The organism is Streptomyces sp. NPDC019443, from assembly GCF_044389785.1.
In the GTDB taxonomy this organism is placed as follows: Bacteria; Actinomycetota; Actinomycetes; order Streptomycetales; family Streptomycetaceae; genus Streptomyces.
This window is the reverse complement of record NZ_JBIRYJ010000002.1, coordinates 310,557-324,960: the sequence shown is the minus strand read 5'-3', so window position 1 is coordinate 324,960 and position 14,404 is coordinate 310,557. Positions and strand designations below refer to the sequence as shown.

Sequence of the window (14,404 nt, the reverse complement as noted above, 5' to 3'; positions counted from 1 at the left end):
GCATACTCGCACCAAGTGCGACGAAGCAGTCACCGACTGATGCGGGAGGCACAGACCATGGCGTGGCTGCTGGTGGTGGTCGCCGGATTCCTCGAGACGGGCTTCGCCGTCTGCCTCAAGCTCTCGCACGGTTTCACCCGGCTCTGGCCGACGATCGCGTTCGCCGCCTTCGCGCTGGGCAGCTTCGGTCTGCTGACGCTCGCACTGAGGAAGCTCGACGTGGGGCCCGCGTACGCGGTGTGGACGGGCATCGGCGCGGCGGGCACCGCGGTCTACGGAATGGTCTTCCTGGGCGACCTGGTCTCCACCCTGAAGATCGTCTCGATCACGCTGGTGATCGTCGGGGTCATCGGTCTGCAGCTGTCGGGCTCGTCGCACTGACGGCTCCACCGACGGCCGCGCGCACCAACGGCCCGATCCCTTCACCGACAGGCGCGATCACATACGAGAGCGCGAGCCGAACCGCGAGTTCGCTGCGGTGGGCGAGATCGGCCGACTCCTCCTTCGTGCGGCCGTGCTCAGACCCCTTCTCCAGCGCGGCCACCGAGCGGTCCCGTACGGCTGCGACCAGCTCGGCCGGGGACGGCAGCCCCGCGTCGGCGCGGCGCTGGGCAGGCGCTTTGGACAGCACGGCGCCGCGGCGGGCGGGCCTCGGCACGGGCAGCCGCTCGCTCCAGCAGCCGGTGAGCAGGGCCCGCAGCAGCGGCCTGGCCCGCGCCTCGCCGACGGTCCACTCGGCGACCGAGACCAGCCGGTCGGCGGCGCCGGTCCGCTCGGCGAGCAGCCGCTCGACACCGTGCAGATACGTATCTGCCTCGCGGCGCACCAGCCCTCGGGCGAGGCCGTCCTTGCTGCCGAACTCGTTGTAGAGGGTCTGCCGCGAGACCCCGGCGGCAGAGGCGACATCGACCATCCGCACCCCTGACCAGGGCAGCTGGGCGAGCGCCGTGAGAGCGGCGTTCAGCAAGGACTCTCGAGCTGTAGGCATCGACGCCTCCCGGGCCATGCGGCTCTCCGGCCGTGTGCCTCCCCGGCCGTGCGGCACTGCGCTCAGGGTTGACGGGACGCCATCCACTGTCAATAGCCATGGCGGACAGCGCCCAGGGATGGACCCCGTGAGCCCCGATAGAGTGACGACCATGCCCGATTACCACGACGATCTGCGTCTCGCCCATGTTCTCGCGGACGCCGCCGACGCCGCCACAATGGACCGGTTCAAGGCTCTGGACCTGAAGGTCGAGACCAAGCCGGACATGACGCCGGTGAGCGAGGCCGACAAGGCGGCGGAGGAGCTGATCCGCGGACAGCTCCAGCGGGCACGGCCGCGCGACGCGATCCTCGGCGAGGAGTACGGCATCGAGGGCACGGGCCCGCGCCGCTGGGTCATCGACCCGATCGACGGCACGAAGAACTATGTGCGCGGGGTGCCGGTCTGGGCGACGCTGATCTCTCTGATGGTGCAGGGCGAGGGCGGCTACCAGCCCGTCGTGGGCGTGGTGTCGGCCCCGGCGCTGGGCCGCCGCTGGTGGGCCGCACAGGGCGGCGGCGCGTACACCGGGCGCAGCCTGAGCTCCGCGAGTCGGCTGCGGGTCTCCAAGGTCGGCCGGATCCAGGACGCGTCGTTCGCGTACTCCTCGCTGAGCGGCTGGGAGGAGCAGGGGCGGCTCGACGGGTTCCTGGACCTGACCCGGGCCTGCTGGCGCACCCGCGGCTATGGCGACTTCTGGCCGTACATGATGGTCGCCGAGGGTTCGGTGGACATCTGCGCGGAGCCGGAGCTCTCGCTGTGGGACATGGCGGCTACCGCGATCGTCGTACAGGAGGCGGGCGGATCCTTCACCGGCCTGGACGGACGCCGGGGCCCGCACAGCGGAAACGCGGCCGCGTCCAACGGTCTGCTCCACGAGGAACTGCTGGGCTATCTCAACCAGCGCTACTGACGGGATCCGGCCCCACCGCGGGCCTATTTGCCGGGCATATACACCCTTCCAACCGGCTGCGCCCGCCCTCTTGCTGCCACCCCGCGGGACTGAGACTCTGAGAGTCCCCCCACTTGTGAATTTGTGAATCGGTTCCCGAACGACCGATCCACCAAGGAGGTGGCTCCATCCATGCTCGTCCGTGACGCCATGAGCACGGTGGTCCTCACCATTGGACCCGCACACACACTCCGCCAGGCAGCCCGCCTGATGGCCGCCCGTCGTATCGGCGCAGCCGTCGTCTTCGACACCGACGCCGGCGGGCTCGGCATTCTGACCGAGCGCGACATCCTGAACTCGGTGGGCGCGGGGCAGGACCCCGATCTGGAAACCGCCGGCACCCACACCACCACCGACGTCGTCTTCGCCGCGCCGTCCTGGACCCTGGAGGAGGCCGCGGAGGCCATGACGCACGGCGGCTTCCGGCATCTGATCGTGCTCGACGGCGACGGGCCTGTCGGCATCGTCTCCGTACGCGACATCATCCGCTGCTGGGCCCCGGCCAGGCGGCACCCGGCGACGCTCGCCGGTTAGCACTCGCACTCACCAGTCAGCGCGCACATTCGCTGATCAGCGCCCGCATTCGCCGATCAGCGCGCATCCACCAGTCAGCGCGCACAAGAGGGCCGGACCCCCCTGGACAGGGATCCGGCCCTCTCTTCTACGGCAAGCTCGAGTCAGCCGCGCAGGGCCTGGACCGCGGCCTCCAGCCGCTTGCCGAAGTCGCCGTCGGCCTGACGGAAGTTGTTGACCGCGCGCTCGGCGATGTCGTCGCGCGACACCTTCGAGATAAACCCTGCGAGGTTCTCGATGAGGCGGCCCTTCTCGTCCTCCGACATCAGCCGGTAGAGGTTGCCCGCCTGCACGAAGTTGTCGTCCTCGGCGTGCGACGGGGCCTCGTGGTTGCCGGTGGCACCGGCGACGGAGGTCGACACCCACAGCGGCCTGTCCGTCTGGAACGGGCCGCCGAAGCTGTTGGGCTCGTAGTTCTTGGTGCCCTTGTGGCGGCCGTCGTACAGGAAGCCGTCACGGCTGTTGGTGCGCGCCTCGGTGGCGTGCGGGCGGTTCACCGGCAGGTGATCGGCGTTGATGCCGACGCGGTAGCGGTGGGCGTCGCCGTACGCGAAGAGACGGCCCTGGAGCATCTTGTCGGGCGACGGGCCGATGCCCGGCACGAAGTGCGCGGGGCTGAAGATCGACTGCTCGACCTCGGCGAAGATGTTCTCCGGGTTGCGGTTGAGCTCCAGCTTGCCGATCTCGATCGGCGGGTAGTCCTCGTGCGGCCAGATCTTGGTCAGGTCGAACGGGTTGAAGCGGTACGTGGCCGCCTCGGCCGCCGGCATGATCTGCACCTGCACGGTCCACGACGGGAAGTCACCGCGCTCGATGGCCTCACGCAGGTCACGCTGGTGCGAGTCCGGGTCCACACCGGCGAGGCGGTTGGCCTCGTCGGTGGTGAGGTTCTTGATCCCCTGGTCGGTCTTGAAGTGGTACTTGACCCAGAAGACCTCGCCGGCCTCGTTGTTCCACTGGTACGTGTGCGAGCCGTAGCCATTCATGTGGCGCAGCGTCGCCGGGATGCCGCGGTCGCCGAAGAGCCACGTCACCTGGTGCGTCGACTCGGGGCTGAGGCCCCAGAAGTCCCACACGTTGTCGGCTTCCTGCGAGCCGGTGTACGGGTCGCGCTTCTGCGTGTGGATGAAGTCGGGGAACTTGATGGCGTCCTTGATGAAGAACACCGGGGTGTTGTTGCCGACGAGGTCGTAGTTGCCCTCTTCGGTGTAGAACTTCAAGGCAAAGCCGCGGGGGTCGCGCACGGCGTCGGCGGAGCCGAGATTGCCGGCGACGGTGGAGAACCGGAGGAAGGTCTCCGTCTGCTTCCCCACCTCGGACAGGAACTTCGCACGCGTCCACTGCGATACGTCGCGGGTCAGCGTGAAGGTGCCGTACGCGCCGGCGCCGCGGGCGTGCACGATGCGCTCCGGGATCCGCTCACGGTTGAAGTGCGCGAGCTTCTCGAGAAGAGCCTGGTCCTGAACGAGAACAGGACCGCCGACGCCCGCGGTCTCGCTGTTCTGATTGTCGGCGACCGGCGCGCCGGCCTCCGTAGTGAGCGGTCCCTGCGTCACGTGCGCCTCCTGCGTCATAACTGCGAGTCCTGTCCCTTGGCGTTTGCCGGTCCCGATCCTACAATGGACATTGTCTAAGTCAAGTGAACGTCCAAACTCACACCCGTTCGGGACCTGGGTCCCACCACTGTTAGGCTGGCCCTTATGAGTGACCTGTTGGAACGACTTCGCGGACGCGGCTGGCGCATGACGGCCCAGCGGCGTGTCGTGGCAGAGGTCCTCGACGGCGACCATGTCCACCTGACGGCCGACGAGGTGCACGCGCGTGCCGTGAAGAGGCTCCCCGAGATCTCCCGGGCGACGGTGTACAACACGCTGGGCGAGCTGGTCAGCCTGGGCGAAGTCCTGGAAGTCTCGACGGACCGCCGCGCCAAGCGCTACGACCCGAACGCCCACCAGCCCCACCAGCACCTGGTCTGCGCCCAGTGCGGCGCCATCCGGGACGTCCACCCCTCGGGCAACCCGATGGCGGACCTGCCGGACACGGAGCGCTTCGGCTTCACGATCTCCGACGTGGAGGTCACCTACCGCGGCACGTGCCCGAACTGCGCGTCGGCCTGAGACGTACGCATCCGAAGGGCCCGGCACCGATGAGGTGCCGGGCCCTTCGCGTTTCAGCGGCGTACGGCTCCACGGCGTACGGCTCCACGGGCGTACCGCTCCACGGCGTACCGCTCGCGGGCATACGACGAAGGCCCGGATCCTCAAGGATCCGGGCCTTCGTCTGTCAGTAGCGGGGACAGGATTTGAACCTGCGACCTCTGGGTTATGAGCCCAGCGAGCTACCGAGCTGCTCCACCCCGCGTCGGTGAACACGACCTTACGTCACCCCGCCGACCAGCGCAAATCGATATTCGTCGCTACGCCGTGAGCTCCTGGTGCAGCGCCTCGCGCAGCCGCGCTGCCCGCTCCGCCACCTCGGCGGGCCCCAGCTCGACGGCGCGCGCGCACCACCGCTGGCCCTCGGTCAGCTCACCTCTGCGGGCCGCGAGGAGCGCCAGGCGCAGCGCGGCCCGGCCGTGCCCCGCGCGGGCGGCGCGGGACCACCACAGGGCAGCCTCGCGCTCGTTGCCCTCGCGGGCGAGAAGCAGCCCCAGGTTGAACGCGCCGTTGCGGCTGCCCGCCTCGGCGGCCTCCCGGTACCAGCGGGCGGCGTCGGCCATGTCGCCGCGGGCGCTGGCGAGCATCCCGACCCGTACCTGGGCACGGCGGTGCCCCAGCTCGGCGGCGCGCTCGTACCACTCCTCGCACTCACTCTTCTCAGCCATCGGCTCGCCGAGCGCGGGCGGCCCGGGCGGCGGCTGGCGCGAGTCCAGCACGGTGGCGAGCCGGAAGGCGGCCTCGGCACTGCCGCCGCCCGCCGCGCAGCGCAGATGACGCTCGGCGGCCTGCTCGTCGCCGTCCCTGAGTAGCGCGATGCCGACCTGGAGGGCGGCCTCGGTGTGACCGGCCGCCGCTGCCCGCTCGTACCAGGTCAGGGCCGTACGGTCGTCGTCACGGCCGACGTAGAGGATGCCCAGGTTGAAGGCAGCGTCGACGCTTCCGGCCTCGGCGGCCTTGGAGAACCAGGGCTCGGCACCGGTCGCGTCACCGGCCTGCAGGAGCAGTACGGCGAGCGCGTTGGCGGCCTCACGGTGCCCGGCGTAGGCGGCGCGGCGGTACCACTGCTCGGCCTGCGGCGTACGGTCCTGGGCAGCGCAGAGCAGCCCCAGGTTGTACGCGCCGTTGACGTCACCGGCGTCCATGGCGGCGCGGTACCAGCGCTCGGCGGTCTGCTGCTCGCCGCGGGCGGCATGCAGCGCGCCGAGGGCGTTGGCGGCATTGCCGTCGCCGTCCTGGGCAGCACGCAGCCACCAGACGGCGGCGCTCTCCTCGTCACCGGCGTCCCGCAGCAGAAACCCGAGCGCGCAGGCGGCACGGGCCTCGCCGTCCTTGGCGGCGGTGAGGTACCAGCGGCCGGCCTCCTTCAGCTCGCCGCGCTTCTCGAGGATCGCGCCGAGGTGCAGCGCGGCCCGCCGATGCCCACGGGCGGCGGCCTGCCGGTACCACTGCGCGGCCTCGTCGAGTACGGACAGCTCAGCGCGATCGCCGAGCTCAGCGCTCTCGCCGCTCTCACCGCTCTCGCCGTCCTCGCCGCCCTTGCCGACGGCCCCCGGGGCGACGCCGTCGGCGTCCCTCACCGAGGACCCCGCGCGTCCCATCACCAGGCCCACAGCGCCGCCCGCGCGGGCCTCCTGTGCCGCCTGGCGCTCCAGTGCGCGGGCGAGCCGGTACGCCGCCTCGCGGTGTCCCTGCTCCGCCGCCGCGCGCAGCCAGCCCTCCGCGCCCACATCGCTGCGGTGCTCCAGCAGATCGGCGAGGGCGTACGCGCCCAGCGCGTGCCCCTGCTCGGCGGACTGGCGCAGCCAGTACTCCGCGGCGGGCTCGTCACCGCGCTCGCGGAAGTGCCGCCCCAGCGCGTGCGCCGCGGCCGCGGAACCGGCGACGGCGGCGATACGCCACCACCCGGCCGCCTCGTCGGCGTATCCCCGCTGGTGGAGCAGGACACCCAGATTGTTGGCCGCGGCACGGTCACCCTCGGCGGTCGCGGCACGCAGATAGGGCTCGGCGCCGTCGAGGTCGCCGCGCCGAAGCATCAGCGCGCCGAGCACGCTCATCGACGCGGTGTCGCCGCCGTCGGCCGCACGCCGGTGCCGTGCCTCGGCCCCGGCGGTCTCCACCGGGTCGACGCTCGCACCGCTGCCGGCACCTTCAACGTTGTCAACGGCATCGGCAGGACTGGTCGCGTCCGCCACCTTTCCGGCGTGCCGCTGCACAAACCGCCCTGTCTCCAACAGAGTTGCCCTGTCCCCCATAAATTCCATCGTCGCACCACCTGCAACCCGCGTACACCTGGTATACCGCAGCCAGTGAGGTCACTTCAGCGTTTTGTCGACATGCCCACAGAGAGATAAGTCAAACACGCTCGACCCCAACTCGCCCCACGCGGCACACAGTTCTCACCGGCAGCACATACGCGCGAAGAGGGCCCGGATCCTCAAAGGATCCGGGCCCTCTTTCATTTCAGTAGCGGGGACAGGATTTGAACCTGCGACCTCTGGGTTATGAGCCCAGCGAGCTACCGAGCTGCTCCACCCCGCGTCGTTGTGTTGCAACCGTACCACGACGCGGGATGGTGCCTGCTCAGCGGCCCTATGGGGTGGTCTTCGGCGCGGGGTTGGACTGCGCCGCCGCGGCCCGCTCCAGCGCGTCCTGCAAGGCAGTCTGCGCCCTGCCGTACGCCTCCCAGTCCGTCGGCTTCTTCTCCAGCGCGGCCTCGGCATCGTCGTACGCCTTCTGGGCGTCCGCGATCGCAGCCTTCAGCGCCGCGTCACCGGTCGCCGGCGGCGGCTTGGTGGTGTCGCCCGGCGGTGGTGTCGTCGTCGGAGGTGGCTGCTGCGCGCCGCTCTGTTCGAAGACCGCGTTGAGCGCGTCCGTGAGGCTGTCCTTGAAGACCGGTTTGCCTCCGCCGTACGCGACGGCGACCTTCTTCAGCAGCGGATAGTTCGCGCTTCCGCCCCGTGCGTACACCGGCTCGATGTAGAGGAACCCGCCGTCGAGGGGCACCGTCAGCAGGTTGCCGTACTCGATGTCCGAGTCGGTGCCTCTGAGGTCCCGGACGAAGGTCGCGACCTCCGGCACACCGTTGAGCTCACTCTGCACCTGTTGCGGTCCCTGGACCGTCTCGGTGACTCTCAACAGCCTTATCGTGCCGTACTTGTCGCTGTTGGCGTCGGCGTCGACCGCCATGAACGCACCCAGGTTGGGGCGTCCGGCCGGTGTGAACGTCGTCGTCAGCGAGAACTTCTGCGCCGTGTCCCCGGGCATTTTCAGGCTCAGGTAGTACGGCGGGACGGCGCTGGTGTCCTTGTTCGTCGGGTCGTCCGGCACCTGCCAGGCGTCACTGCCGCTGTAGAACTGCTCCGGCTCGGTGACGTGGTACCGGGTGAGCAGCTCGCGCTGCACCTTGAACATGTCCTGCGGGTACCGCAGATGGGCCTTGAGCTCCGGCGAGATCGTGTCCTTCGCCTTCACCGTGCCCGGGAACGCCTTCATCCAGGTCTTCAGCACCGGGTCCTTGGTGTCCCACTGATACAGGTTGACCGTGCCGTCGTAGGCGTCGACGGTGGCCTTCACCGAGTTGCGGATGTAGTTGACCTGGTTCTGCTGGGCGACGACCGCGCGCTGATTGGTGGTCAGCGAATCGGCGGTGGTGTCCCCCAGCGTCGTACGAGAGGCGTAGGGGTAGCCGTTGGTCGTGGTGTACGCGTCGACGATCCACTGGATGCGGCCGTCGACGACCGCCGGGTAGGCGTCACCGTCGATGGTCAGCCAGGGGGCGACGGCCTCGACGCGCTCCTTGGGCGTGCGGTTGTACAGAATCCGCGAGCCCTCGCCGACAGCTCCCGAGTAGAGGATCTGCGGCTCGCTGAAGGCGACGGCGTACGCCGCGCGGTTCAGCGGATTGGAAAGGTTGACCCCGCTCTTGCCCTTGTAGCTGGTGGTCTCCTCGCCGTTCTTCTCGTAGTCGAGCTCCTTCTGCGGACCGCCGACGATGGAGTACTGCTCGGTCTTCTCGCCGTAGTAGATCCGCTGCTCGTACTTGCCGAGCTGGCCTCTCGTCGGCAGCCCGGACTCGGTGAAGTCGGGCGAACCGACAGTGCCCTTGTCCGGGTCCGTGATGGTGTTCGTGCCCTTGGCCGCGATCGCGCCGTAGCCATGGGTGTACGTGAAGTGGTCATTGATCCAGTTGCGCTTCTGGATGCCCTTGATGTTGAGCTCGCGCAGACCGATGACCGTGTCCTGCGGCTTGCCGTCGGGGCCGTTGTACCGGTCGACGTCCAGAGTCGCGGGGAACTGGTAGTACTTGCGCTCCTGCTGGAGCTGCTGGAAGGCGGGCGAGACGACGTTCGAGTCGACCAGGCGGTAGCTGGCCGCAGTCGGAGCCGCGGCACGCTGCTGGGCCTTCCGCTTGGGGTCTCCCTTGCCGGAGTAGTCCTCCGGCTTGGCGCTGTCGATGCCGTACGCGTGCCGCGTGGCCTCGATGTTCTTCTTGATGTACGGGCTTTCCTTGGCCTGCTCGTTCGGCTGGACCTGGAACTTCTGCACGATCGCCGGGTAGAGGCCGCCGATGAGGATCGCGGACAGGACCATCAGGCCGAAGCCGATCACCGGCAGCTGCCAGGTGCGGCGCCAGAGCGTCGCGAAGAAGAGCACGGCGCAGATGACGGCGATGCAGAAAAGGATCGTCTTCGCCGGGAGGTAGGCGTTGGCGTCGACGTACCGCAGGCCCGTCCAGTTGCCGGCCGCCTTGAAGTCACTGGACTTCACCGCGAGACCGTACCGGTCGAGCCAGTACGCCACGGCCTTCAGCGAGACGAAGACGCCGAGGAGCACCGAGAGATGGCCGGTGGCCGCGCCGGTCGCCCGGGCGCCGGGGCTGGTGATGCGCAGTCCGCCGTACAGATAGTGCGTGAGGGCGGCGGCGATCAGCGAGAGCACCGCGGCCGCGAAGCCGAAGCCGAGCAGGAACCGGTACCAGGGCAGGTCGAACGCGTAGAACGACACGTCCATCTGGAACTGCGGGTCCTTCTGGCCGAAGGAGACGCCGTTGACCCACATCAGCCAGGTCCGCCACTGACCGGTGGCGGAGGCTCCGGCGATCAGCCCGACGAGAGCGGTGATCGCGAGGAGCACCCACTTCTTGTACGGGGCGATGCCCATGCGGTACCGGTCGAGACTCTGCTGCTCCAGCGACATCGCGCTCAGCGGCGGGCGCAGCCGGTGTGCGAGCCAGATGTTCAGGCCGACAGCCGTGGCCATCAGCAGGCCGAAGACGGCGAACAGTCCGACCTTGGTCCACAGGGTGGTGGTGAAGACGGACGAGTAGTGAACCGATCGGTACCAGAGCCAGTCCGTCCAGAACCCGGCGAACATGACGAACACCATGGCCAGCACGGCCAGGACGCCCAGTGTCATGAGCAGGGTGCGGACACGCCGGGACGGCCGGCCCACTCTGATCCGTGGCCCGGTCGGGCCTCCGCCGCGGTCCGGCATCTGGAAAGCCAACGTGCGCACCTCGAAGTTCGCGGTCGTGTGAAACGGGCCCCGCGATCGTAGAGCCCACTACTGCAACTTACTGAGGCTTTACCTAGTTCCCGTCTTGGGGTCGGAAGGGGGCAGGATATTAGGCATGTCCAACGTTTCCCCTTCCACCCCATCCGATCAGCCGCCTCCGGCGTCGGGCCCGATCGCCGCGAGCCCGCTGACCCGCGCAGTGCTTGAGATCGACGAGTACGCATCCGGGCTCGGCTGGGACCAGCCGGCCAGGCTCTTCGCGCTCGTCGACACCGCGCAACTGCGCTCCCAGGAGCCGGAGCTCGCGGCCCAGCTCGGCCTCGACGGCGATGAGGCGGCCGCGCCACTGACCCCGATCGAGCAGGACGAGATTCCGGCCGGCACCCCGCTGGACGAGTTCCTGGCCACCATCGCCTGGCCGGACGCCGTGGCCGGCTGCGCGCTCACGGTGGAGCGCCAGATGCTCCCGCCGTCGGCGGAGGCCTCCGTCCCGGACGGCCTCGACGACAAGGCCCTGACCAAGTGGGTCGCGGCCCATCCGGACCGCCAGGAGGTCCGGATGACCGTGGCGGTTCTACGCGACGGCGCCCGCGAGTCGGCGCTGCGCCTGCGCGAGAAGGACTCCCCGAAGGAGGTCCTGACGGGCTCGGCCCTGGTCCCGGGCCTCGCGGAGGCGCTTGCGGCGACGTTCGAGGCGTAGCCAGTCCTGACGGCACGAAGAAACCGCCGTACCGGGTCGGGAGGGACCGGGTACGGCGGTTTGCCGTGTGCGGGGCGGTGCGGCCGGGGCCGGCGCGGTGGCCGGGCGCGGGGCGCGCTCGGAGCCGAGCCACGGGCAGCGGCGCGGGCGGCCCAGCAGGCGCGGGGCGGCCGAGAGGCGCCTCGCGGGGCGGAGGAGCCCCGCCGGGCGGCGTCCGCCGCAGTGACCCGCCGAGAACCCCCGGCGTCAGCTCGCCGAGCAGCCCACCAGGCCCTCTGTGTCCCCCGACTTGATCTTCTCCAGCGACTTCGCCGCGTCGTCGATCGTGTTCACCTTCACCAGCGTCAGCCCGTCGGGAATGTCCGACGCCGCCGTCGCGCAGTTCTCACTCGGCGTCAGGAAATACTTCGCGCCCGCATTGCGCGCCCCGACCAGCTTCATCTCGATCCCGCCGATCGGACCGACCTTCCCCTGGTCGTCGATCGTGCCGGTGCCCGCCACGAACTTCCCGCCCGTGAGGTCCCCCGGCGTCAGCTTGTCGACGATCCCGAGCGCGAACATCAGGCCCGCGCTGGGACCCCCCACATCCGCCAGATTGATGTCGATGCCGAACGGGAACGTGTGGTCGGTCCCGGCATGGATGCCGACGATCGCACGGTCGCCCTTGTCCGCCTTCACCGTGGTGACGGTGATCTTCTCGGTGCCCTTGGGCTCCTTGCCCGCCTTCTCCGCCGCGGCCGCCTCCTTCGCGGGGACGATCGTGAAGACCACGTCCTCGCCGGGCTTGTGCTTCACGACCAGCTTGGCCACGTCGCCGGGCTCCTTCACCGCCGTACCGTCGACGGCACGGATGACGTCGCCCGCGTGCAGCCGGTTCTCCGAGGGCGAGTCCTTGAGGACCGTGGAGACCACGACCCGCGACTTCACCGGGATCTTCAGCTGCTTCAGCGCGGCGACCTTGGCGCTCTCCTGCGACTGGCTGAACTCCTCGGCGTTCTCCTGAGTCGACTGCTCCTCGGTCTTCCCGTCCGGGTAGAGCGTGTCGTGCGGCACCACCACGTTGTCGTGGGCCAGCCAGCCGTACACCGCCTCGACGAGGTTCATCTTGTAGTCCGCGCCGGTGACCCTGACCGTCGTCATATTGAGATGGCCGGTCGTCGGGTATGTCTTGCGGCCGGAGATCTGCAGGACGGGTTCGCCACCAGCCGCGCCGAGCGTGTTGACCGTCGGTCCGGGCGACATCTCCGAGTACGGCACGGTGATGAACACCCCTGCGCAGAGAAGCGCGATGAAAGTCAGGGTGGAGGCGAGCATCGTCGCGGTGCGGCGTGGCATGGAACGACAGTACGGGACGGGTCTGTCAGACCACCGTCGGGGCCGCTGCGTACGGGGCGACTTGGCAACTGCGTACGGTCGGCGGCGGGGTCACACCCGGGTCAAGCGGCGTCAGGACCGGAGTCGGTTTTCTCCATCGCATCGCGGAACCGCGCATAACCGGCAAGCTCGGCGACATCCCCGGTCGTCCGGTTCCGTGAAGCCCAGCCTCCCCATATCGCAGCCCCGACGGCAGCGAAAAGCGGAATCAGCAACCAGGCGAGTGCTGCCATCGCGACCTCCCTACCCTGTGAGCGAACGAAACCGGATGATCAGCAGACTAGTCATCTGCCGGTTCAACGCTCAGGCCAGGGGGGCGGTTACGCAAATCGGGGCGCATGGGAGCCGACCGGGTTTCAACATGCTCCGATCAGCCCACCGCCTCAGCAGGCGCCGACCCACTCCTCAGTGCCGTCGGAGAATTTCTGGTGCTTCCAGATGGGCACCTCGTGCTTGAGGTCGTCGATCAGCTTCCGGCACGCCTCGAAGGCCTCCCCGCGGTGGGGGCACGACACGGCGACGACAACCGCCAGATCGCCGACTGCCAAGTCACCCACACGGTGGACGGCGGCGAGCGCCCGAACGGGGAATTCCGCCGTCACCTTCTCGGCGATACGGCGCATCTCCGCCTCGGCCGTGGGGTGGCAGGAATACCCCAGCGTGTCGACATCGGCGCCGCCGTCGTGATTACGCACTGTGCCGACGAAGAGCGCGGTGCCGCCCGCCGCGTCGTCGCCGACGGCAGCGAAGACCTCATTGACGGAGAGCGGGGTGTCACGGATCGCGAGCAGGCGGATGGGGTCGTTCGCCGCTTGCTCGCCGGGGTGGTCGTACCTGCTTGCCATGCCGTCCATCGTGCCGTACGCCACTGACATCGCGGAATAGCCCATTCGACCGGCCGGGAACACGCCTCCTTGGAGCCTCCTACAGACGGCGCCGCGCCTTGCGCGCGCGCCGCACCAGCGCGGCCGTACCGAGCAGCGCGACCGTCGCTCCCGCGGCACCCGCTGCGGTCGCGTCCTTGCGGCCGAGGCGGCGGCCGGCGACCGTGTGGCGGCCCTCCACCTCCTCCAGCAGCGCGGCGAGGACCTCCTCGTTCGTCCACTGGGGACGCCATCCCGCGTCGTGGAGGCGGCTCACACTGACCACCCAGGGGTGCATGGTGTACGCCAGGTCCCCGGCCGGGGACGGGGTGAGGCCGATCCGGTGCAGCCGGGCCGCCGCGCCCAGGGCGACCGCCGAGGGCAGCTCCATCCGGCGGATGCCGCTGAGCTCCTCGACCTCCTCCTGCTCCAGCCAGCCGTCGCAGCCGACCGCCAGCTCGCCGTCCACCTTCTCCAGCGCGGCATACTCCAGTGCGCTCACCAGGTCCTCGACATGGCAGAACTGCCAGGTGGGACGGGATCCGGCGACCACGAGGAGCCGCGGCGACTCGAAGTAGCGGGTCAGCGCGGTGTCAGTACCGCCCACCAGGACGGCGGGCCTTACCACCGTGACGTTGAGCCCGGGGTGGGCGCGCGGCGCGCGGCGGCTCAGGCGTTCGATCTCCAGCAGGTCGCCGACACCCGTGGCCTCGGCGGTGGCGCGCAGTTCCGCGTCCTCCGAGAGAGGGATGTCGTTGTCCGGCAGCGCGCCGTAAACCATCGCCGATGTGCACAGGACGACCCGGTGGACACCGGCCGCCGCCGCGGCGGTCAGCACGGTCTGTGTACCGCGCACGTTGTACGCGGTGCGGGCGGCGGAGTCGGTCTCCAGGTCGAGGTCGAGCGCCAGGTGCACCACCACGTCCGCGCCGCGCAGTTTCTCGGCGATGGCCGGATCGCGCACGTCGAGAATGTGCCACTGCGCCTCGAACACCTCGCCCCGGCGCTCGTCGATGGCGATGACCTGCTTGATCTCGTCGGACGCGGCGAGACGCCGGGTGAGCAGGTCGCCGACGCCCGAGGCGGCACCGGTGACCGCGACGACGGGACCACGGCCGGCCGACCCGCGACCTGAGGTCTGGGTTGAGGGGTTTCGCGCTGCGCGAACCTGCGGATCTGGGGAACTCACCAGGCGTCTCCAGCGGTTGTCTTCAGTACGAACGCGAATGACGCGTGCGCACC

The 14,404-nt window shown here is 69.5% G+C and carries 13 protein-coding genes and 2 tRNA genes; 5 read left to right on the top strand and 10 right to left on the bottom strand.

The genetic code is table 11. The features are described 5' to 3' along the window. Positions 1-57: 57 nt before the first annotated feature. The gene (locus ACH492_RS07685) at positions 58-381 is read left to right on the top strand and encodes a multidrug efflux SMR transporter (RefSeq protein WP_307665830.1); all 324 of its coding nucleotides are present in this window, start codon (positions 58-60) and stop codon (positions 379-381) included. Here the strand turns inward: ACH492_RS07685 and ACH492_RS07680 are convergent. Then, positions 347-988, bottom strand: a complete 642-nt coding sequence (locus ACH492_RS07680; protein WP_398983884.1) for a TetR/AcrR family transcriptional regulator — start codon at positions 986-988, stop codon at positions 347-349. The genes ACH492_RS07685 and ACH492_RS07680 overlap by 35 nt on opposite strands. Positions 989-1,139: 151 nt before the next feature. On the opposite strand from ACH492_RS07680, the gene hisN reads away from it, so the two are divergent. Both hisN and ACH492_RS07670 read left to right on the top strand, forming a co-directional pair. Next, positions 1,140-1,940, top strand: a complete 801-nt coding sequence (gene hisN, locus ACH492_RS07675; RefSeq protein WP_398983882.1) for a histidinol-phosphatase — start codon at positions 1,140-1,142, stop codon at positions 1,938-1,940. 171 nt (positions 1,941-2,111) lie between these two features. After that, on the top strand, positions 2,112-2,513 hold the full coding sequence (locus ACH492_RS07670) for a cyclic nucleotide-binding/CBS domain-containing protein (RefSeq protein WP_398983880.1): 402 nt from the start codon (positions 2,112-2,114) through the stop codon (positions 2,511-2,513). 143 nt (positions 2,514-2,656) lie between these two features. Here ACH492_RS07670 and ACH492_RS07665 read toward each other — a convergent pair whose 3' ends face one another. Beyond that, complete coding sequence (locus ACH492_RS07665; protein ID WP_398983878.1) at positions 2,657-4,108, bottom strand: catalase; 1,452 nt, start codon at positions 4,106-4,108, stop codon at positions 2,657-2,659. A 144-nt stretch (positions 4,109-4,252) separates the two neighbouring features. Here ACH492_RS07665 and ACH492_RS07660 point away from each other — a divergent pair, with 144 nt between their 5' ends. Next, the gene (locus tag ACH492_RS07660; protein WP_398983876.1) at positions 4,253-4,669 is read left to right on the top strand and encodes a Fur family transcriptional regulator; all 417 of its coding nucleotides are present in this window, start codon (positions 4,253-4,255) and stop codon (positions 4,667-4,669) included. A 170-nt stretch (positions 4,670-4,839) separates the two neighbouring features. On the opposite strand, the gene ACH492_RS07655 is transcribed toward ACH492_RS07660, so the two are convergent. From ACH492_RS07655 to ACH492_RS07640, 4 genes are all read right to left on the bottom strand, one after another. Further along, positions 4,840-4,913: transfer RNA gene (locus ACH492_RS07655), tRNA-Met, on the bottom strand. 55 nt (positions 4,914-4,968) lie between these two features. Next, positions 4,969-6,972, bottom strand: a complete 2,004-nt coding sequence (locus tag ACH492_RS07650; RefSeq protein ID WP_398983873.1) for a tetratricopeptide repeat protein — start codon at positions 6,970-6,972, stop codon at positions 4,969-4,971. A 203-nt stretch (positions 6,973-7,175) separates the two neighbouring features. After that, a tRNA-Met gene (locus tag ACH492_RS07645) sits at positions 7,176-7,249 on the bottom strand. Between the two features lie 51 nt (positions 7,250-7,300). Then, complete coding sequence (locus tag ACH492_RS07640) at positions 7,301-10,204, bottom strand: UPF0182 family protein (protein WP_398984792.1); 2,904 nt, start codon at positions 10,202-10,204, stop codon at positions 7,301-7,303. Positions 10,205-10,340: 136 nt separating this feature from the next. On the opposite strand from ACH492_RS07640, the gene ACH492_RS07635 reads away from it, so the two are divergent. Continuing rightward, positions 10,341-10,925: a PPA1309 family protein gene (locus ACH492_RS07635; protein ID WP_398983871.1), complete on the top strand. Its 585-nt coding sequence runs from the start codon at positions 10,341-10,343 to the stop codon at positions 10,923-10,925. 246 nt (positions 10,926-11,171) lie between these two features. Here ACH492_RS07635 and ACH492_RS07630 read toward each other — a convergent pair whose 3' ends face one another. The 4 genes from ACH492_RS07630 to ACH492_RS07615 all read right to left on the bottom strand — a co-directional run bounded on the left by ACH492_RS07630 (position 11,172) and on the right by ACH492_RS07615 (position 14,351). After that, a complete protein-coding gene (locus tag ACH492_RS07630; RefSeq protein WP_398983869.1) occupies positions 11,172-12,260 on the bottom strand; it encodes a PDZ domain-containing protein in 1,089 nt (362 codons plus the stop codon). Between the two features lie 101 nt (positions 12,261-12,361). Further along, positions 12,362-12,532 (bottom strand): hypothetical protein, encoded by a 171-nt coding sequence (locus ACH492_RS07625; protein ID WP_398983867.1) that lies wholly within the window; start codon positions 12,530-12,532, stop codon positions 12,362-12,364. Positions 12,533-12,682: 150 nt separating this feature from the next. Then, positions 12,683-13,144, bottom strand: coding sequence for a molybdenum cofactor biosynthesis protein MoaE (locus tag ACH492_RS07620; RefSeq protein WP_398983865.1), 462 nt, complete (start codon positions 13,142-13,144; stop codon positions 12,683-12,685). A gap of 79 nt (positions 13,145-13,223) precedes the next feature. Beyond that, positions 13,224-14,351, bottom strand: a complete 1,128-nt coding sequence (locus tag ACH492_RS07615; protein ID WP_398983863.1) for an SDR family oxidoreductase — start codon at positions 14,349-14,351, stop codon at positions 13,224-13,226. Positions 14,352-14,404: the final 53 nt, after the last annotated feature.